The sequence below is a fragment of the Halorhabdus utahensis DSM 12940 genome, from assembly GCF_000023945.1.
In the GTDB taxonomy this organism is placed as follows: domain Archaea; phylum Halobacteriota; class Halobacteria; order Halobacteriales; family Haloarculaceae; genus Halorhabdus; species Halorhabdus utahensis.
In genome coordinates this window covers 2766673-2785719 of the sequence record NC_013158.1, presented here as the reverse complement: position 1 = coordinate 2785719, position 19047 = coordinate 2766673, and the positions used below count along the sequence as shown (strand labels likewise).

Annotated in this window: 17 protein-coding genes; 7 read left to right on the top strand and 10 right to left on the bottom strand. The window is 65.1% G+C overall.

Annotated elements, in window-relative coordinates:
• Nucleotides 1-42: 42 nt before the first annotated feature.
• From HUTA_RS13305 to HUTA_RS13280, 6 genes are all read right to left on the bottom strand, one after another.
• Nucleotides 43-708 (bottom strand): class I SAM-dependent methyltransferase, encoded by a 666-nt coding sequence (locus HUTA_RS13305; RefSeq protein ID WP_015790439.1) that lies wholly within the window; start codon nt 706-708, stop codon nt 43-45.
• Nucleotides 709-711: 3 nt separating this feature from the next.
• Nucleotides 712-1611, bottom strand: coding sequence for a thiamine-phosphate synthase family protein (locus HUTA_RS13300; RefSeq protein WP_015790438.1), 900 nt, complete (start codon nt 1609-1611; stop codon nt 712-714).
• The gene (dcd, locus tag HUTA_RS13295) at nt 1608-2195 is read right to left on the bottom strand and encodes a dCTP deaminase (protein ID WP_015790437.1); all 588 of its coding nucleotides are present in this window, start codon (nt 2193-2195) and stop codon (nt 1608-1610) included. The genes HUTA_RS13300 and dcd overlap by 4 nt, the downstream gene beginning before the upstream one ends.
• Nucleotides 2196-2342: 147 nt before the next feature.
• On the bottom strand, nt 2343-3914 hold the full coding sequence (locus tag HUTA_RS13290) for a DUF1508 domain-containing protein (protein ID WP_015790436.1): 1572 nt from the start codon (nt 3912-3914) through the stop codon (nt 2343-2345).
• A gap of 100 nt (nt 3915-4014) precedes the next feature.
• Nucleotides 4015-4929 carry a cysteine synthase A gene (gene cysK, locus HUTA_RS13285; protein WP_015790435.1) on the bottom strand — a complete coding sequence of 305 codons (915 nt, stop codon included), beginning with the start codon at nt 4927-4929 and terminating at the stop codon, nt 4015-4017.
• 116 nt (nt 4930-5045) lie between these two features.
• Nucleotides 5046-5684 carry a helix-turn-helix domain-containing protein gene (locus tag HUTA_RS13280; protein WP_015790434.1) on the bottom strand — a complete coding sequence of 213 codons (639 nt, stop codon included), beginning with the start codon at nt 5682-5684 and terminating at the stop codon, nt 5046-5048.
• A 164-nt stretch (nt 5685-5848) separates the two neighbouring features.
• Here HUTA_RS13280 and HUTA_RS13275 point away from each other — a divergent pair, with 164 nt between their 5' ends.
• On the top strand, nt 5849-6817 hold the full coding sequence (locus HUTA_RS13275) for a sugar phosphate nucleotidyltransferase (protein WP_015790433.1): 969 nt from the start codon (nt 5849-5851) through the stop codon (nt 6815-6817).
• Nucleotides 6818-6903: 86 nt separating this feature from the next.
• On the opposite strand, the gene HUTA_RS13270 is transcribed toward HUTA_RS13275, so the two are convergent.
• Both HUTA_RS13270 and HUTA_RS15685 read right to left on the bottom strand, forming a co-directional pair.
• A complete protein-coding gene (locus tag HUTA_RS13270; protein ID WP_015790432.1) occupies nt 6904-7632 on the bottom strand; it encodes a diphthine--ammonia ligase in 729 nt (242 codons plus the stop codon).
• A gap of 73 nt (nt 7633-7705) precedes the next feature.
• Nucleotides 7706-7858: a hypothetical protein gene (locus HUTA_RS15685; RefSeq protein ID WP_015790431.1), complete on the bottom strand. Its 153-nt coding sequence runs from the start codon at nt 7856-7858 to the stop codon at nt 7706-7708.
• A 144-nt stretch (nt 7859-8002) separates the two neighbouring features.
• On the opposite strand from HUTA_RS15685, the gene HUTA_RS13265 reads away from it, so the two are divergent.
• From HUTA_RS13265 to HUTA_RS13245, 5 genes are all read left to right on the top strand, one after another.
• Nucleotides 8003-9850, top strand: a complete 1848-nt coding sequence (locus tag HUTA_RS13265; protein ID WP_049941356.1) for a glycosyl hydrolase 2 galactose-binding domain-containing protein — start codon at nt 8003-8005, stop codon at nt 9848-9850.
• 248 nt (nt 9851-10098) lie between these two features.
• The gene (locus tag HUTA_RS13260) at nt 10099-10989 is read left to right on the top strand and encodes a coiled-coil protein (protein ID WP_015790428.1); all 891 of its coding nucleotides are present in this window, start codon (nt 10099-10101) and stop codon (nt 10987-10989) included.
• A gap of 69 nt (nt 10990-11058) precedes the next feature.
• Nucleotides 11059-12204: a DUF373 family protein gene (locus HUTA_RS13255; RefSeq protein ID WP_049941355.1), complete on the top strand. Its 1146-nt coding sequence runs from the start codon at nt 11059-11061 to the stop codon at nt 12202-12204.
• 84 nt (nt 12205-12288) lie between these two features.
• Entirely contained in the window at nt 12289-12702 is a 414-nt protein-coding gene (locus tag HUTA_RS13250; protein WP_015790426.1) for a DUF371 domain-containing protein, read from the top strand.
• Between the two features lie 53 nt (nt 12703-12755).
• Entirely contained in the window at nt 12756-13580 is an 825-nt protein-coding gene (locus tag HUTA_RS13245) for an endonuclease III domain-containing protein (protein WP_015790425.1), read from the top strand.
• A gap of 120 nt (nt 13581-13700) precedes the next feature.
• Here the strand turns inward: HUTA_RS13245 and HUTA_RS13240 are convergent, their stop codons facing one another.
• Nucleotides 13701-14678 carry an aldo/keto reductase gene (locus tag HUTA_RS13240; RefSeq protein ID WP_015790424.1) on the bottom strand — a complete coding sequence of 326 codons (978 nt, stop codon included), beginning with the start codon at nt 14676-14678 and terminating at the stop codon, nt 13701-13703.
• A 93-nt stretch (nt 14679-14771) separates the two neighbouring features.
• Nucleotides 14772-17126, bottom strand: a complete 2355-nt coding sequence (locus HUTA_RS13235; RefSeq protein ID WP_015790423.1) for a glycoside hydrolase family 95 protein — start codon at nt 17124-17126, stop codon at nt 14772-14774.
• A gap of 419 nt (nt 17127-17545) precedes the next feature.
• Here HUTA_RS13235 and HUTA_RS13230 point away from each other — a divergent pair, with 419 nt between their 5' ends.
• The gene (locus HUTA_RS13230) at nt 17546-19036 is read left to right on the top strand and encodes a glycoside hydrolase family 43 protein (protein ID WP_015790422.1); all 1491 of its coding nucleotides are present in this window, start codon (nt 17546-17548) and stop codon (nt 19034-19036) included.
• Nucleotides 19037-19047: the final 11 nt, after the last annotated feature.

Sequence of the window (19047 nt, the reverse complement as noted above, 5' to 3'; positions counted from 1 at the left end):
GGACTCACCGACGATGAGTCAGACCCAGCCAGGCAGAGGGACTCACGGACGACGGCCGACCGAACAGAACAGGAACCCGAGCCCGAACTCGTCGTGACTGGTGTCGGTCGTCCGGGTATCGAGCCGATCACGCACGTCCTGAATTCGACGGTGTAGCGACCTGGCCGGCGATTCGATAGCTCGGCGGCCAGACGGGGCGGAGAACCGTGTGAACGCCCGGAATGCGACGTTCATCGGTCTCGCGATCGGTCGGTCGCTCGGCCCGGCTTCGAGGACGCCGAGACGGCCACCCGGGGCGAGCAGATCCACCCACTCGTCGACCACAGCCGCCGGGTCGTCGAACAGCCCCACGACAAACGTCCCGAGAATGGCATCGATGTCGGCGGTGGTCGGGGGGTGAGTCGCGTCACCCGCAACGAGATGCACGTTCGACCAGCCGCCGCGCTCGACTCGTCGGTGTGCCTTTCGAAGCATGCCACGCGTGAGATCGACGCCGATCACTGTGCCCGAGGGACCAACCCGCTCTCGCAATAGCGGGAGGTTCGCCCCGGTCCCACACCCCATCTCGACCACCAGGTCACCTGTTTCGAGATCGAGCCCGTCGACGACGCGCCGCCGCCAGGAACCGACGAGTGCCGTGTCAGCAAGGACGTCGTAATACCTCGCCCAGCGGCCGTAGAACCGGCGTACAGCGTCGACGTCGACCATCCGTCACACCTGCTCGAGAATCTCCCGGACCCGCGAGACAGTCGTGGGTGCATCGGGCCCCAGAACGTAGACGATCGGCTCGACGCCGAACCCACCAGTCTGATAGAGCACGTCTGCGGCGGCGGCGTCAATCGCCTCGAAGGCGGCATCGAGGTCGGTATCGGCATCGAATTCGACAGCCACGTGACCCTGTGCCTCCAGCGCAGTGACGACCGACGGGTCGTAGGCGACGTTCAGCGTTGCGCGCGCGTCGCTCCCCTGGCGGCGTGCGGTGAGGAGGACGTTCGCGACGTGTTCGCTGACGCCGAACTCGGGGTCGCCCGGCACTGCCGCCCGCCCCTTGACGTCGAGGATCCGGCCCGGGACGGCCACCACGTCGTCGATCCCCTCGGCATCCGGGACGCACTCGACCAGATTCGACCCGACCGCCGGGATCAACCGGGCGAACCCGCTGGCGTTTTCGAGCATCCCCAGCCCCCGCCGCACGGACGACCGGACCTGTTCGGACTGGCGCACCCGACTTTCGGGATCGTGAATCGCGAGCGTGCCGGCGTGCTCCGCGAGCGGTGAAAACGACTCCTCGTGCAGTTGAGCCAGGAGGTCTCCCTGCTCGAGTTGCCGAACGAACACTTCCGCCTCGGCCAGCGCTTGGACCGGGCTGACATCGCCTGCAGCCAGTCCGTCGGCGAGACGGTCAGTCAGCTCCTGGAGTCGCTCGTCTTCGAGCAGCCGCTCGTTGCGATCGACCTCACCATGTGCGTACTTCGAGACGGCGCTCTGGCTGATCCCGAGTTGATCAGCGACTTCGAGTTGGGTCAGTCCGCGATCCCGTAGACGCTCGGCCAGCATCGACCGAAACGTCGGCAGGAACTCCTCGACGACCACCTCCTCGATGAATTTCATTGGTCCCCCCCAAATTCCCTGTCGCCCTGGATCCGGGACGCCTGTGGCCCTTCCTGACCCTGATACTTCGAGCCGCGCTCCTCGCCGTAGGGGCGCTCCGCGGGACTGCTCAACTCGGTGAAGGTCAGCTGAGAGATGCGCATGCCTGGCGTGAGCGCGACCGGGGCGGTGCCGAGATTCGAGAGTTCGAGCGTGATCTGGCCCCGGTACCCCGGATCGGCCAGCCCCGCAGTGGCATGCACCACAACCGCAAGACGGCCAAGCGACGAACGCCCCTCGACGTGGGCGATCAGGTCGTCGGGGATCTCGACGGTCTCGACGGTCGTGCCGAGGACGAAATCGCCGGGGTGGAGGATAAACTCGCCCCCCTCGTCGACGACAGTCTCCTCGACGTATTCGGCGACCTCCTGCTCGCTCGTCGGGTGGATACACGGGATGTTCGCATGCTGGAATTCGAGGAACTCCCGGCCGAGTCGGAGATCGACGCTGGCAGGCTGGATCTGGAGGTCCGGTTCGTCGAGCGGCTCGACCACGAGGTCGCCCGCTTCGAGCCGGTCGAGGATGTCCGCGTCTGAGAGGATCATACCGGCGTCTCGGAGCCGACGCGAATAAAAGACCACGGTCTGGGTCGGTGAACGCCGAAAATCAGCGACGGGCAGACATGGCAGCGTGATCCGAAAACCGGCGGTCGAAAATTCCGCGACGTCCCTCAACGTCCACGTTCCCGTTTCTCAGACGTCTTCAGTATCCGCGTTCGGGCCGTTGCGCTTGACGCTCTCGATCCCGTCGCGTGCACCCGAACGGTCGTCGTATCCCTGGCCGCTGTCGGCGAGGATATTGCCGTTGCGGTGACGGAGCCGCCAGCGCCACTTGCCACCAGCATCCTCGTAGATCTCGAAGGCAGCCGGCCCCACGTCGAGGGCATCAGCGTCGGGCGCGTACGTCTCGACCCGCTCGACCGCCGATTCTGCCTCGTCGCGGTCGTTGTATCCCTGGCCGCTGTCGGCGACGATCCGGTCGTTGCTGGCCGTCAGCCGCCAGCGGAACTGGCCGGCGTTGTCCTCGTAGATCTCGAACTCGTAATCATCGAGATCCTCACGGAGCCGATCAACGGCCCGTCGGGCGTCGTGATACCGCGAGTAGCCCTGCCCGCCGTCGGCGAGGACGTTCCCGTTGCGGTGGACCAACCGCCAGCGATACTCGCCGGCGTTGTCCTCGTAGATCTCGAAGCCGGTCGGATCGAACCGGAGGTACGCCGCCGACCCGGCGTATGTTTTGACTCGGTCGATCGCCCGCTTGAGGTTACTCCGGGAATCATACCCCTCACCGGAATCACAGAGAACGTTTTCGTTGTCGTGCCGGAGCCGCCACCGGTGTTCACCCGCGTTGTCAGTGTACACCTCGAAGGTGGCCTGGCTCTCGGCGACCGCCACCGGTTCGAAGGTCTCGTCTTCGGCCGGGAGGTCTTCCTCGGCTTCGATCAACAGGAGTTCCGCACCGAGGGCGTCCCGGCGGACGCCCGCGATCCCCTTCTGGGCGTTGTGTTTCCGGGTGTAGCCCTCGCCACCGTTGGCGATCAGGTTGCCGTTCCGATGGCGGAGTCGCCAGCGCCACTGCCCGCCGGCGTCCTCGTAGAGTTCGAACCGCGACTGGCTCGTTCGGAGCGTCCGAAGCTGGCGGGACAGATCGTCCTCGTCTGCGGCAGTATCGGTCAGCTCCGCCCGGAGGCGGTCGATCTCACCGGCGAGATCGGCCTCGTCCGCGTCGGCGTCCGCGAGTGCGGCCCGCAGGTCGTCGACGACGCCCGCCAGGTCAGTCTCGTCCTGGATCGCGTCGGCGAGTTCGTCCCGGAGACGACTGGCTTCCGCTTCGGAGCGGGTCGTCAACAGCGGGGCGAAGACGCCCCCGACGGCCATGATCAGGAGGCCGACCCCATACACCGCGATGATCGGGCTGGATTGCACTCGCCAGTTGTCCGGGTACGCCATGGTAAACCACAGGACGCCGACGATACTGACGACCAACCCGACCAGAATCAGTATCGAAGCGTACTGATCGAGCGGGAGACGGACCAGCGGGCCGGCGATGATCAACGCCAGCGCGATCGCCCCGGCGACGATCCCCCAGCCCCTGAGCACGGAGGCTGGCTCGCTGATGATCACCATGAAGATTCCGAGGATGCCGAGCAACAGCCCGAGGACGAAGATCCAGTAACCCGTCACTTCGTCGTCGGTACCTGGCTGTCCGATCCGTTCCTCGTACCACTCCACGAGTCGCGTATTCTGTGAAGAGTCAGCTGCCATAGTATATCCGTCTGATTAAATACATGGCAGATACTTATAAATTGGTGCGGACCACCGGACGGTGGCAGGCCAAAAACGACGGATGAGAACTGTCCGGGGCCTACGAGTCGGCGTACAGATCAGTCGAGAGGTACCGTTCGCCCGTGTCGGGTAACACCGTCGCCACGACGGCGTCGTCCGGGTAATCGGCCGCAACCTCTCTGGCTGCGTGGGCCGCTGCGCCACAGGAGATGCCGACTGCAAGTCCCTCTTCGCTGGCGATCCGGCGGGCTTCAGCGATCGACTCCTCGCGATCCACAGTCACGACATCGTCCAGGAGATCCATCTCGAGGATGTCCGGCACGAAGCCGGCACCGATCCCCTGAATACCGTGGCTGCCGGCCTCTTCACCGGAGAGGACGGCCGAATCCGCGGGTTCGACGCCGATCACGTCCACATCGGCCTCGACATCTTCCTGGAGGAACTGCCCGACACCGGTGATCGTGCCGCCGGTACCGATCCCGGCGACGAACGCGTCGAGTTCGCCGTCGGTGTCCGCCCACAGCTCCGGGCCGGTTCCCTCGCGGTGGGCGGCCGGGTTCGCAGGGTTCTCGAACTGCTGGGGGACGAAGGCGTCGTCGTGTTCCGCGGCGAGTTCGTGGGCACGGTCGATCGCACCACTCATCCCACCGTCGGCGTCAGTGAGTTCGAGTTCCGCGCCGAGGCCGGCGAGCAACTGCCTCCGTTCCTCGGTCATCGACTCGGGCATCGTGAGTACGAGGTCGTACCCCTTGGCGGCACAGACACTCGCGAGTGCGATCCCCGTGTTCCCGCTTGTCGGTTCGATCACGACGGTGTCGTCAGTGAGCTCCCCGGCGTCCTCGGCGGCTTCGATCATCGACTTGCCGATCCGATCCTTGACCGAATAGGGATTCAACGATTCGACCTTGGCCAGGACGGTCGTCCCGGTTCCGTCATCGAGTCGAAGCAGCGGTGTGTCCCCGATGAACTCGGTAACGTCGTCTGCGACGTGCATCGTGGATGGCGCTCCGCCGTCTGTACAAATAAGGCCGGCCGAAACTCTCAGCCTTCGAGAATTCGAATACCCGGATGAGACGGATTCGAGATCAAGCGACTGTCGTCGACGATAGCTCACATCTCCGCGAGGAGTTCGTCCATCAGCTTCGACTGGGCGGCCGCAAGGTGTTCCGTGAACGTCGACCCGTCGATGTCGAGTTCGGCGGCGACGTCGGTCGCGTTCGCGTCTCGTGGGTACGAGAAGTAGCCCATCCGGTAGGCCGTCTCGAGGACCTCTTTTTGACGGTCAGTCAACCGACTGCGATCGATCGGGATCACGTCGGTACTGCCCTCCTCGTCGCTCTCGACCTGGAGGAGATACCGGATCCGGACGGCCCCGTACCGTTCCCGGAGGTCCGTCACGAGGTCACGCAGGTCCTGGATCGTCGTCAGGTGCAGCGAGAGGACGAGCGACCCATCCTGGGCGCGGATCTCCGAGATGGGATGGTCGTGGTCCTCGACGAACTCACAGACACAGTCCAGGGACTCGTGGTGAAACCGGTAGACGCTCGCAGAGCGGTACTCGAACAACTGGCTGAGTCGGTCGTCGGTGAGGGTCGCGTCACCGCTGACCGTAAACTCCTCGGTGACCGTGCCTTCGGCGTTACCGGCCCGGGAAACGGACGTCAGTGGGTCGTCCGCCTGTTCGGAGAGTCCGGCGACTGGACAGGCTTCCGGGGACAGGACTTCGATCTCCGCGCGCATACCGGGCATTGCTGTCTACACATAGGGGAACTGTCGGGATAATCCAACGGGCCATTCTCAACCAGTGAAAACGAACGGCGTGGCCGGTAATCCGGCAATAGCGTCCGGAAATACCGCATCGAAATGCGAACGAATGGAAAAAGAACTTGGCAGGGGGCCACCAGTGGTTGGACATGCAAGCCGTCGTCCTCGCAGGCGGGTACGCAACTCGCCTGTGGCCGGTGACCCGTCATCGCCCGAAAATGCTCCTCCCGATCGGTGACACGACCGTCATCGATCGTGTCCTCGGCGAACTCGAATCCGACGATCGGATCGAGGACGTCTACGTCTCCACGAACGAACGCTTCGCCGACGACTTTCTCGATCACATCGCCGAGACCGACTTCGAGAAACCGAGGCTCTCCGTCGAAGAGACAGTCGAGGAAGACGAAAAGTTCGGCGTCATCGGAGCACTGGCCCAGCTCGTCGACCGCGAGGGGCTGGCCGACGACGATCTGCTGGTCGTCGCCGGCGACAACCTCATCAGCTTCGACCTGAGCGAGTTCGTCGATGCCTTCGAGCGAAACGACGCACCGACGTTGGCCGCCTACGACGTCGGTTCGCGCGAGCGGGCGAAGGCGTACGGACTCATCACCGTCGATGGCGACCGGGTCGTCGACTTCCAGGAGAAACCCGAGGATCCCGACAGCACGCTCGTCTCGATCGCGTGTTACGCGTTCCCGGCCGAGGATGTCCGGTTCGAGGAGTACCTCGACGGCGGCAACAACCCGGACGAACCGGGCTGGTTCATCGAGTGGCTGGTCGACCGCGGTGACGTCAATGCCTTTACTTTCGACGGGGCGTGGTTCGACATCGGGACGCCCGACAGCTATCTCGAGGCGATCCAGTGGGCCCTGGACGGTGATAGCGTGATCGCCAACTCGGCGACCGTCGAGAACGCCGAGATCGGCGGCAACGTCCACATCCTCCCCGACGCGGAGATCGTGGATTCGACCGTCGAGGACTCGATCGTCTTCGCCGACGCAACCATTCGGGACTGTGAAATCCGGAACTCGATCATCGACGAGAACACACACGTCGAGCATCTCGACCTCGCCGGGGCGCTCATCGGGGCGCACACGGAGATAACCAACGGGCCATAACACTGTCCAAGCGGACCATAGTACTGCCTCAGCGGGCGCAAAAACACCGTCGTGTCCCGGATCTGTCGGATTAACTGCGAGAAGGGCTAGCCGAGCCACGCATCCTCGATCCGGATCGATCCCCTGGTCCCATCCCAGTCGGTCACGTAGTCGAGTTCGATCGGCCGATCCATGTGCGGGCCGTCCGTAACCAGCGTCTCGAATTCACCACCTTCGCCCAGGACGTGCACGCCGTATTCGGCATTGAGTTCCCGGAGGTCCGCAAGCGCGTCGGCGTCGAGTCGACGCCCGAGCCACGTCTCGTCGAGACCGGCCGCCGAGACGCTGACGATCCGGATCTCGAAGCCGGCATCGAGCATCGATTCCGCGAGGTCGACGGGATCTCGCTGCCACAGCGGGGCGAACAGTTCCGCGTCGAGCCGGTCGGACAGTCCCTCGATGCGACTGGTCTGAAACTCGCTCTCGACAGCACCCGCAACAAGGCCAGCTACGCCACCGTCGAGTTCGTCGTCGAGTTCCGCCAGGGCACCCTCCAGAGGTTCGAGTTCGCGGTCGCCCTGCACGCCGGCGTCTCTCACATCCCCGGCCCCGAAGTCATCGGGCTCGATCTCCAGAAGCGGAATGTCGATGCTCTCGGCAGCCAGACGAGCCAGGTCTGTCGCCGGGACGTGATACATGTACGAATCCCCGGCTGGGTGGACCGTGACGAGTCGCTCAACGGGCAGGCCGTCTTCGAGCGCGCGATACAGCGCCCACGACGAATCCTTGCCGCCGGAGAAGAGACTCACCCACGCGCTGTCGGCGGTGTCGGTCATGTGCCGGCTAGTCGAACCGGGTGGTTGAGTGTTGCGGTCGTCCCCGGCGCTGACGGCGGGCAAACGGCGACGACTAGCGCGTGACGGTGACCGTGACGGCCCCACACGCACACTCGTAGACGTGACGGGTGCCGCCCGGCGAATCGTAGACGATCTGCCGATCGTCGTCGCGGAGCCCCCGATCACACCCCTCGGCTTCACAGGTCGGCGTGAGTGATTCGAGCATGTATCAGCAGTGTCCCCCAAGGAGCATGAAGGCAAGCCAACCCCGGAGTGAAACTGAAAGTGACAGACGACGATCCGGGGACGAGACAGAGGAGGGGCGTCGGCGGACGTAAAGGATATGCCCGCGGCGGCCCCCGCCACACGTATGATGAACGAGTGGCGGGCGGCGAGAGTCGAGCCGGGCGGCGACCGGCCCGATCCGGCGACCTGGGAGCCGGTCGAGGTGCCGGGGCGGCCGGCGGCATTTGCTGGCGCTGACGCCGTGGCCTACCGATCGACGTTCGCGGATCCGACAGCGGAAGACGAACACGCGACGCTCGTCCTGGAAGGAGTCTACGCGCACGCTCGCGTCTGGCTCAACGACACGTTTCTGGGTGAACACGACGCCTACTTCGAGCCGCTCCGACTCCGCCTCGACGCCGCGCTCGCTGCCGAAAACGAGCTGCTTGTCGAATGCCGACCGCCGGAGGACCGTTTCGGTGGGAGTTACGAAACCGACGAGGTCCCCGACGAACTCGCGGTCCCCGGTATCTGGTGGGATGTCGATGTCGAGACATACACGGACCACCACATCCTCGATCTCTCGGCCCGCCCGCGGGTCGACGACGAGGATGCGCGCTTCGACGTCCGGGCGACCGTCCTCGCCGAGACAGCGCTCGACGATCGGCTGACGTTCTCCGTCAAGCCCGAGGGGTCACGCCGTGGTCGGGGAATGATGGATCGCACGGCGATCGAGGCGGATGCCGGCGAACGGACGACGGTCGAATACACGATCGATATCCGGGATCCCGCCCTGTGGTGGCCCCACGACCTCGGCGAGCAGAACCGCTACGTCATCCGGGCGAAGCTCGACGACGACGAACGCACGCTGACCACGGGGCTGTGCTCGGTCGACGACGACGAAAGCGATGGGCTCCGGGTCAACGACACGCCGATGACGGCCCGTGGCGTTGGTCTCCTCGCAGCCGAGCCAGAGGACATCGAACGAGCGGTCGACCTCAACGCCAACCTGGTCCGGGCACACGCTCACGTCCCGTCGCCGGCCGTCTACGAGGCGGCCGACGAGGCCGGCGTCTTGGTCTGGCAGGACCTCCCGCTGACCGGGCCGGGCCCGTTCGACATCGAGCGTGGCCGGGACCTGACCGGTCGACTCGTCTCAGCGTACGAACATCACCCCGGCTTCGCCGCGATCAGCGTCCACGACGATCCGGTCACGGTGAGTGACGGACCGCTCGGGTCCGGGTTCCTCGACCGGTTGCGTCTCCGGTGGCGGCGTTTTCGGGCGGACTACGATCACGAACCCGCCGAAACCGTCGCCGCCGAGGTTCCCGACGGTATCGTCACGCTGCCAGTCGTCGGGCCACCCGGGATCGAGCCGGACGCGACGTCGCTGTATCCCGGCTGGAGATACGGCCAGGCGGTGGACGTCGATCAGCTACTGGAGCGGAATCCCTCGCTCGATTCCGTGGTTGGGGAGTACGGTGCGGGATCGCTGGGCGTCGAAGACCCCGTCGACGTCGACGGGTTCGATCGTGAGGTTCACGACTATCACGTCTCCGGGGGCGTCGAGGACTCCCAGGCCTACCAGCGGTCCGTGATCGCGACGGTCACCGAACGACTTCGCCTGCGGGGGACGGACGTACTCGTGGCTGGATCGCTCCGTGATCTTGGCGACGCCGGCATGGGCGTCCTGGCGCGCGACGGTACACCCAAGGATGCACACGACGCACTCGCCAGCGCCTTCGAGCCAGTGCAAGCGATGCTTGCCGATCCGCGTGCGGGTGGAGAATCGGACGTCGTCGTCCACAACGACCTGCCAACCGACGTCACCGACCGCCTCACCTGGGAGGTTGGCGGTGAAACCGGAGAAGCCGACGTCGCCATCGGCGCTGCGAGCAGTGAGACAGTGACGTCGATCTCGATTCCGCAAGATGCCGAGACGATCACGCTGTCGCTGGCCGGCCACTCAGTCTCAAACACATATCAGTTATAAAGGTTCATGTGACGGGTTCACATCCCCCCGAGAGGGGACCTGAGACGTGTGATACGCCGACTCATGGACTGGATCCACCGGAATACTTAAATGAGTGTCTCCTGTAATACGAAATACCTGAACGCCCCGTGCGTTCGGCAGTATCGTGCGACGCCCAACATGACAGGGAATCTAGTTATAAGGCGAAAGCAAGTCGGTAGCGACTGTACTGTCGAACGCCGGAGCGGGAATGGCACAGAGGAGTAATCATGACAGACTCGATTGAAGAATCAAAGAACGTATCGGTAACAGACGAGGATCTCGAGACCAAATCGAAGGGCGAGCTCATCAAACTCGCCGGGCAACTGCGGGATCGACGAAACGACCTCAACCAGATGGCGAGCGAGCGTGCCTCACAGCGCGACGATCTCAACGCCAAGACCCGCGAGAAGGTCGACGAAGCCCAGGAACACCGCGAGAAGCGCGACGAGCTCAACGAGCAGGTCCAGGAACACAAGGAGAAGCGAAACGAGCTCAACGCGGAGGCCAACGAGCTCTTCGAGCAGGTCGAGGACAAGAAAGAGGAGATGGAGCTCGACGAGGGCAAAAGCGTCGACCAGCTCGAAGACGAGATCGAGGATCTCGAGTTCAAACAGCAGACTGAGGTCCTGAGCTCCGAGGACGAGCAGGAACTCATCGAGAAGATCGAGCAAAAGCGCGAGAAACTCGCCGAGCGCAAGGAGAAGCTCGAACAGACCGACGACATCGACGAGATCAAAGCGGAGGCCCAGGAGATCCGATCCGAGGCGAGCAAACACCACCAGAAGGTGACCGAGCTCGCCGACGAGGCCCAGGAACATCACAACGAGATGATCGAGGCCTATCGCGAGGCCGACGAGATCCGCGACGAGGCCGACGAGATGCACGAGAAGTTCGTCGAGGCCCAGGAAGCGGCCGACCAGCATCACGAGGACTTCGTGCGCGTCCAGAAGCGACTTCGCGAACTCGACAAGGAAGAGGAAGAGGAAGAACGGTCGCGCCGCGAGGAGAAACAGGAAGCCGCTCGCGAGGAAGCCGAGGAGATCTACCAGGAGTTCAAAGACGGCGAGACCCTCGACACCGAGGACCTGATGAAGCTCCAGAAGACGGGACTGCTGTAAGTTTTACCTCGTTCACTCTCTACCCCGGATTGCTTGGGATTTTTATGGATCGGCAGCGTCTGATGAGACGTGAGCACACTGGTGGTGTGCCTGGACCGCGGGGGTGACCTGGCGAGCGTTGCGGAGCCGCCGATCGTCGGGACCGACGCAGTCGAATCGCTCGTCACCGAGTTCGGCATCGACGACCCGGAGGACAGCCGGGTCAACTGCCTGCTTGAAGGGCTGCGTGTCGCCCGCGATCTCGAAGCCGACGGCGAAGCGGTCACTGTCGCCGTCATCTCGGGGAGCGGTGAGACGGTCGGCGTGAGCCGATCGGTCGCCAGACAGACCGAGCAGTTGCTCTCGGCCCACGAGCCCGATTCGGCGATCGTCGTCACCGACAGTACGGAGGACGAACGCCTCGTCCCGATCATCGAGAGCCGGGTAGCCGTCGACGCCGTCGATCGGGTCGTGGTCCGGCAAGCCCGGGACATCGAGTCGACGTACTACCTGCTCAAGCAGTTCCTGGCCGACGAGGAGCTCCGGGAGACCGTCCTGGTGCCGATCGGAGCCGCGCTGCTTGCGATGCCGATCCTCCTTCTGGTCGTCAACAGCGTCACGATGGCGCTGGGCGCGATCGCCGCGGCCGTCGGCCTGCTCCTGTTGTACAAGGGACTGGGGATCGACGAGTACGTCGAGACGCTGCCCGGCCAGATACACAACGCGCTGTACTCCGGACAGGTGTCCCTCGTCACGTACGTCGTCGCCGCGGGGCTCGGACTGATCGGCCTGTTCGTGGGGGCACTCGGCGTCTCGGCGACGGCCTCCGACAGCGTCCTGATCCTGGCAATGCGGTTCGGGTTCGACGCTGTACCCTGGCTGACGGCAGCTGCCCTGGCAGCGAGCTCCGGTCGGTTACTCGACGAGTTGCTCCGCCGGGACGGCGTCAGAAACGCATATCTCAACCTTCCGTTCGGCGTCGTCGCGGTCGGTCTCGTCGTCCGGGGTGTCAGCGGATACTTCCTCGAACGCGCCGACGTGTTCGCGTCGATGTCGGTCTCATCGGTCGATCTCGGGATCATCTCCATCGAGGGATTCACGCTCACGCCGGGGACGCGACTCGCGGTGTTCCTCATCGCCGGGATCGTCGTCAGTCTCGTCGGCGTCCGCTTTGCCGCCTACTTCAGCGAGACGAACATCGAGGAGGAACTGGTCGATGAGCGGGCGGCTGAGTAAGGCCTCTCCTCGTGAAACCACGCTGTGTTCGGAGACGGGCAGCCGGATCAGACGGCTGAAGTACGCCGAACCGAACCGGCGAGTATGGACGAAGTGATTCACGCCACCGGTCACGAGCACGTCACAGCGACCCACGAAAGCACGCTCGAACTCACGAGCGACGACTTCCTCACCCCGGCCGGGGACTGCATCGTCGGGATCGAGGCCGATCGCGTTCCCGCGGATTTCGATCCGGCGTTCGTCGAGGCGTGTCAGGACGCCACCGCGGAGATCACGGCCACGCTTTCGACAGCCGACCAGGAGGCCCGGATCACCGGTCGAGGCCACCCGGGCCTCTCCTTCGAGAACGACCGTTCGCTGGTGATCCGGACCAGCGAATACGTCGACGACCGAACGGTCATGATCGACGCCGACGCCGCTGCGGCGGATCTGGATCGCGAACTCGTCGACGCGCTGGCCGCCGGGGCGTCGGTGACGATGCGCCTCACCGTCGAGTGATCGCTCGGTACGGAAGCCGGCCGTTTTTGACAAGCCGCGACCCACACCCCAGTATGAGCGAGGACGCCGAACCGGTCGAGAACATCAGCGGTGGCCCCGGCAGCGGCGGCTCGATGGATACCTTCGAGCCGAGCGACGCCGACACGCGGGCTGCCAAGGTGGTCGACCGCCTGGGCGAACTGTACTGGCAGAAGACCTACGGCGGCCAGGACGCCTTCGAGTGTCTCGTCCGGACGATACTCAGCCAGAACACGAGCGACGTGGCGAGCCAGCCGGCCCACGACGCGTTGATGGACCGATACGGGTCCGAGGATGAGGAGGAAGTCGATCTCGTCGACGCGCTCGCCGACGCCGAACAGGCCGAACTCGCAGAGACGATCTCCGGGGCCGGCCTCTACAACCAGAAGTCCGCCCGGATCATCGAGATCGCCCAACGCATCCGCGAGGAGTACGGCGGCGAAGACGACTTCGACGCGTTCGTCCGCGAGGAGCCCGCCGAGGCAGTCCGGGAAACACTGCTCGCGATGAACGGCGTCGGCCCCAAGACCGCCGACTGTGTCCTCCTCTTTGCTGGTGGGCGCGACGGCGTCTTCCCCGTCGACACGCACGTCCACCGGATCTACCGCCGCCTCGGTATCGCCCCGCCGGGGGCCGATCACGAGGCAGTCCGCGAGGTGCTCGAAAAGAAAGTGCCCGAGGGGAAATGTGGCTTCGGTCACACCGCGAGCATCCAGTTCGGCCGGGAGTACTGCAGCGCCCGGGAGCCGGCGTGTCTCGACGGTCCCGAGGCGTGCCCGCTGTACGATCTCTGTGATCGCGTCGGTATCGAGCCGGCGAGCGGCGATGTCGTCGATCCGGCTGAGACAGTTGAACGTTGAGAGAACGGGAGACCCTTGGCCGACACGGGAGGTATCGAAAGGGGCCGGTCGCTCGCGGTCGCCCAATGTATCGAACGAAGAGTCAGGCGAATTGCTGTCCCCTCCGACGCAAACCCCGGATTACGCTTCGATCGCGGCGTCGATCCGCTCGAACTGTTCGTCGGTGAGCTCGACCTCGATCGCGCCGAGGTTCTCCTCGAGCTGGTCGGTCGTCCGCGCGCCGATGATCGGGACGACGGTGAGGTCCTCGTGAGCCAGCAACCAGGCCAGCGAGACCTGGGCGGGGGAGGCGTCGACTTCCTCGGCGACCGCACGGATCTCGTCGAGGACGTCCCAGGCCTCCTCTCGGAGGTACCAGTCCGCGAAGTGCTCGTCGATGTCGCCACGCGAGCCGTCGGGAGCCTCGACCTCGCTCTCGCCGACGCGTTCGTACTTGCCGGTGAGGAAGCCGCCGTGCAGCGGCGAATACGGACAGACAGCGATGTTCTGGTCTGCACAGACGTCCAGATATTCGGCGACGGGCTCGCGGTGGACCGCCGAGTACTGTGGCTGGGTGACGGTGAAGGCCTCGTAGTTGTTGACGTCGGCCTTCCAGAGCCCCTTGGTGAGTTTCCAGGCGTCGGCCGTCGAGAGGCCGACGTAGTGGACCTTGCCCTCGCTGATCAGGTCGTCGATAGTCCGTAGTGTCTTCTCGATCGGCGTCTCGTCGTCGAAGCGGTGAAGATAGAGGATGTCGAGGTAGTCCGTGTCGAGTTTCTCAAGGGAGCCTTCGACCTCCGCGCGGACGTTCTTCGCCGAGAGGTTCTCCTGGAAGCGCGAGACATCCGACCAGAAGCACTTCGAGGCGATCACGAAGTCCTCGCGATCCCGGTCGTCGAGCCACTCGCCGATCCAGCGTTCGCTGTCGCCGCCGCCGTAGCCGTTGGCCGTGTCGATGAAGTTCCCGCCCGCCTCGGCGTAAGCGTCCAGAAGCTCATGGGCGTCCTCGCGGTCCGTCTCGACGACACCCGTCTCCTCGTGTTCCAGCCCGAAACGCCACGTCCCGAGCGCGATCGGCGATACTTCGAGTCCAGTCTCTCCGAGTCTGACGTACTCCATGAATAGAGGGTAGCGTCCCTCGCGTATAAGTCCGATGTGATAGTTCGTACCGTGTTCCGAGTGCCCGCCGCGGGCGTCTCGACTGTCGCCGAGTCACCCCGAGAGTGCAGTCACGTGGTAGCGCTCGCCCGGCGTCGTCTCGAAGGCAACGGTGCCGTCATCGCGATCCGTGTCAACGGGCGTGCCATCCGCTGTCGCGACACGAACCGCCGATGTCGCCCGCACCCGACAGCGCTCGCCGGACCCCGACCGGATTGTCGCGCTATCGAGACTGCCACCGGACCACTCGATGTCGACCCCGAAATCGCCGCGGGCCCGGAGTCCCGAGACCGACCCCTCGGCCCACGCGTCGGGCAGTGCGGGCAGGAGGCGAATCTCGTCAGCGTGGCTCCCCAGCAGCATCTCGGTGATACCCGCCGTAGCCCCGAAGTTCCCGTCGATCTGGAACGGCGGATGGAGATCGAAGAGGTTCGGGGCCGTCGAGTCGGCGAGCAGCGTCCTGACCCATTCGTGAGCCCGTTCGGCGTCTTCCAGCCGGGCGAACTGGTTGACCAGCCACGCAGCGCTCCAGCCGGTGTGACCGCCACCGTGTTCGAGGCGGCGGTCGAGGGTGGTTTCGACCGCGTCCGCGAGCTTCGGGGTATTCCGGGATGTGATCTGGTCGCTCGGATGCGCGCCGTACAGGTGCGAAATGTGGCGATGCCCCGGGTCGGCCTCGTCATAGTCCTCGATCCACTCCTGTAACTGGCCGTGTTCGCCGACCTGCATCGGCGGGAGCCGATCGAGGGCGGCCCGCAGATCGTCGTGGAACTCGTCTTCGACCTCGAGAATCTCCGCGGCGGCGATAGTGTGCTCGAAGAGGTCGCGGGTCAACTGGACATCCATCGTCGGCGCGTAGGTGACCGTCGCTTCCTGACCGTCATCAGTCACGTAGGCGTTCTCCGGCGAGTTCGAGGGCGCGGTCACCAGCCAGTCCTCCGCCTCCCCTTCTTCCGCAGGGTGCTCGACGAGGAAGTCGGCCACGAACGCTGCCGCCTCCCGCAGAATCGGCTCGGCCGTCTCCCGGAGGTGATCCTCGTCACGGGTGAACGCGTAGTGGTCGAACACCAGCCGGGAGAGCCACGCCGCGCCCATCGGCCAGAGCCCCCAGTGAGCGCCGTCGACCGGCGCGGCGTTCCGCCAGAGATCCGAGTTGTGGTGGACGGCGAAGCCCGCACAGTCGTAGTGGGTCTCGGCGACGCGTCGGCCAGGCTCCCGCAGGTCATCGACGAAGTCGTACAGCGGGGCCGCACACTCCGCGAGGTTCGTCTGCAACGCTGGCCAGTAGTTCATCTCGAGGTTGATGTTCAGCGTATAGCCGCTGTTCCACGGCGGGTCGAACTCCTGGTTCCAGACCCCCTGGAGGTTGGCGGGTTCGGTCCCGGGTCGGGAACTCGCGATGAGGAGATACCGGCCAAACTGGGCGTACAGCGCCGTAAGGTTCGGGTCTGCCTCGCCCGTAGCGACCCGATCGAGGCGCTCGTCGGTCGGCCGGTCGAGGGGCTCGCCCAGATCCAGTTCCACGCGATCGAAGAGCTCCCGGTGGTCGGCGACGTGGGTATCCCGCAGGTCGTCATATGACTGGTCCGCTACCGCGTCGAGGACCGATTCACATGCCGCACCCGGATCCTCCGTCTCGTGGCCGGTGAAGCCGGTTAGCACGATCGTCATCGCATCGGCTGCTTCAGCCCTGAAGCCGACACTCGACTCCTCCGGCGCGTCCGCGCCGGTCACTCGCTGTACGTTCCCGGCGTCGGCGGTCACGCTGGCTCGAGCCTCGAAGGCCATCCCCTCGCCGCCAGCACCGCGGTCGTCGTCAGGGTCGTCGACGACTCGTCCCCGGAGTTGAAGCGTCCCGTCGCGAACACTGTCGTCGGCGTCCTGCTCTCGGTCGAGTCCGACCGTCGCAGTGACGGCCCCGGGTTCCTCCGCCGTAAGCCGAATCACGATCGCATCGTCCGGAGCGGAAGCGAAGTACTCCCGGACGTAGGTCGTCCCCTCGTGGTCGTAGCGGACCCGCGCCACGCCGGCTGAGAGGTCGAGTTCACGCCGGTAATCGGTGACGGCGTCGTGGCCAACGTCGATGGAGAGGTCACCGAACGTCTGGTAGGGCCGCAGGCGAATGGGGTCGCCCATCAGTTTCTCGTCGGCGAGGGCTTGTGCGCGCTGGACTTCGCCGTCGAAGAGGAGCCGGCGGACTTCCTCGACATGTTCCCGAGCGTCCGGATTGGTTCTATCCTCGTGGCCACCCGCCCAGAGCGTGTCGGCGTTGAACTGCACCCGCTCACACCCGGGGCGGCCGAAGATCATCCCGCCGAGGCGGCCGTTCCCGATCGGTAGTGCTTCGAGCCACGCCGACGCCGGTTCGTCGTACCACGTGGTGGTCCGCGGATCGAAGTCGAGAGTCATGGTTCGCCAAGCGTGAGAAATCACTTAAAACCGCATGGAGTGACAATACGGCGGTGTTCAGATAAGCACCGACTGCTGGAGGGCAGACGCCGAAAGCCCTCGCGGGGCTCGACCGCTCCGGGACTCGCTGCGCTCCGTCGGTGCTTGCATCGTCCAGGAGGGTTCGAGCCCCGCTCGCCATTTCATCCACCAGGCACGTAGACGGTCTCACAATCTGACTCCTGGCGGATGAAAGGGCGAGTGCAGTTCCGGGAACCCCGGCGACGTAAGGACCGCAACGCAGTGAGGACCGCAACGAGCCGCGGGACCGGAACTGCACGAGGGCTTTCGGTGCATTGTCTCCAGTTTAGATCTCTTATCTGAACACCATCAGCCACGACACCGACAGGACTAATATTTCGCTTCGAGTGTCCCCATTCATGCAGTACGAAAACCCCATCATCCCGGGCTTTCACCCCGATCCGACGATCTGCCGGGTCGGAGAGACGTTCTACCTCGCAACAAGTTCCTTCGAGTACTTCCCTGGCGTCCCGCTGTATCGGAGTCAGAACCTCGTCGACTGGGAACCGATCGGGCACGCACTCACCCGCGACGCCCAGCTGCCCCTGGAGGGTGCCCGCTCCTCGATGGGGATTTTCGCACCGACGTTGCGCCACCACGACGGGACCTTCTATCTCGTCACCACGAACGTCACCAACGGCGGGCACTTCTTTGTCACCGCTGACGATCCGGCCGGCGAATGGTCCGACCCGACGTGGGTCGACGCGCCGGGGATCGACCCGGATCTCTTCTTCGAGGGCGACACCTGCTACTTCACCTACCACGCCGACGACCCCGACGCACCCATCAAACAGGCCGAACTCGACCTGGAGACGGGGGAACTCGGCGAGCCCTACCCTGTCTGGGAGGGGTTCCGCGATCCCTACGCCGAGGCCCCGCACGTCATCGAGCGCGACGGGACCTACTACCTGCTCGTCGCCGAGGGCGGCACCCACGCCGGCCACATGGTCGTCGCGGCGCGCGCCGACGACCCTGCCGGTCCCTACGAAGGCTGTCCCGACAATCCGGTCCTGACTCACTGGGGTCGCCCGCGTGACGAAATCCGCGCGACCGGCCACGCCGACCTCACCGTCGACACTGAGGGGCAGTGGTGGCTCGTCTTCCTCGGCATCCGCCAGCACAGCATGTGGCCGCGCTTTCACCACCTCGGCCGCGAGACCTTCCTTGCGCCCGTCTCCTGGGCGGACGGCTGGCCGGTCGTTAACGACGGCGATCCGGTCACCACCGAGATGGATGCCCCGCTCCCGGGCGAGCCCCGAGGCGATGTGACGTCGGTCGATCGCACCGACACGACCTTCGCCGACGGTCTCGGTGTCGAGTGGGAGTTCCGCCGCAACCCCGACCGCGAGCGCTACGAGACGGGGCCGGACGGACTCACCCTCCACGGCGGCCCGGAGACCCTGGACGAACCCGGGGCCACGTTCGTCGGTCGCCGACAGACCGCCTTCGACTGTTCCGCCGAAGCGACGCTCGCCTTCGATCCCGACGAGGACGAGGAGGCCGGCCTCGCCCTCGTGATGAACGAGGACCACCACTACCAGGTCGGGGTGACCCAGCAGGACGGCCGCCGGGAAGCCGTCGTGCGCCTCCGGATCGGTGACGCGACGGAGGTGGTCGGTCGCACTCCGGTCGGGACGACCGCCGACCTCGCCGTCGAGGCTGACACGCAGACGTATCGCTTCCTCGTGGACGGCGAAGAGGTGGCGACCGCGTCGACGCGCTATCTCGCGACAGAGGTCGCGGACGGCTTCACCGGCGTCATGATCGGGCCGTACGCGACCGGCCGCGGGCGGACCTGCGAGTCGAATGCAGTGGTCGAACGGTTCGTCTACGAATCCAACGAAGAGTGAACAAGTCCGCG

Excerpts from the sequence above, each read along its gene's own strand:
- dcd (WP_015790437.1), bottom strand. The coding sequence starts at position 2,195 with ATGATCCTCTCAGACGCGGACATCCTCGACCGGCTCGAAGCGGGCGAC.
- HUTA_RS13250 (WP_015790426.1), top strand. The coding sequence starts at position 12,289 with ATGGACGAAGTGATTCACGCCACCGGTCACGAGCACGTCACAGCGACC.
- HUTA_RS15685 (WP_015790431.1), bottom strand. The coding sequence starts at position 7,858 with ATGCTCGAATCACTCACGCCGACCTGTGAAGCCGAGGGGTGTGATCGG.
- cysK (WP_015790435.1), bottom strand. The coding sequence starts at position 4,929 with ATGCACGTCGCAGACGACGTTACCGAGTTCATCGGGGACACACCGCTG.
- HUTA_RS13245 (WP_015790425.1), top strand. The coding sequence starts at position 12,756 with ATGAGCGAGGACGCCGAACCGGTCGAGAACATCAGCGGTGGCCCCGGC.
- HUTA_RS13300 (WP_015790438.1), bottom strand. The coding sequence starts at position 1,611 with ATGAAATTCATCGAGGAGGTGGTCGTCGAGGAGTTCCTGCCGACGTTT.
- HUTA_RS13230 (WP_015790422.1), top strand. The coding sequence starts at position 17,546 with ATGCAGTACGAAAACCCCATCATCCCGGGCTTTCACCCCGATCCGACG.
- HUTA_RS13305 (WP_015790439.1), bottom strand. The coding sequence starts at position 708 with ATGGTCGACGTCGACGCTGTACGCCGGTTCTACGGCCGCTGGGCGAGG.
- HUTA_RS13235 (WP_015790423.1), bottom strand. The coding sequence starts at position 17,126 with ATGACTCTCGACTTCGATCCGCGGACCACCACGTGGTACGACGAACCG.
- HUTA_RS13280 (WP_015790434.1), bottom strand. The coding sequence starts at position 5,684 with ATGCCCGGTATGCGCGCGGAGATCGAAGTCCTGTCCCCGGAAGCCTGT.
- HUTA_RS13290 (WP_015790436.1), bottom strand. The coding sequence starts at position 3,914 with ATGGCAGCTGACTCTTCACAGAATACGCGACTCGTGGAGTGGTACGAG.
- HUTA_RS13265 (WP_049941356.1), top strand. The coding sequence starts at position 8,003 with ATGATGAACGAGTGGCGGGCGGCGAGAGTCGAGCCGGGCGGCGACCGG.
- HUTA_RS13270 (WP_015790432.1), bottom strand. The coding sequence starts at position 7,632 with ATGACCGACACCGCCGACAGCGCGTGGGTGAGTCTCTTCTCCGGCGGC.
- HUTA_RS13240 (WP_015790424.1), bottom strand. The coding sequence starts at position 14,678 with ATGGAGTACGTCAGACTCGGAGAGACTGGACTCGAAGTATCGCCGATC.
- HUTA_RS13275 (WP_015790433.1), top strand. The coding sequence starts at position 5,849 with ATGCAAGCCGTCGTCCTCGCAGGCGGGTACGCAACTCGCCTGTGGCCG.
- HUTA_RS13260 (WP_015790428.1), top strand. The coding sequence starts at position 10,099 with ATGACAGACTCGATTGAAGAATCAAAGAACGTATCGGTAACAGACGAG.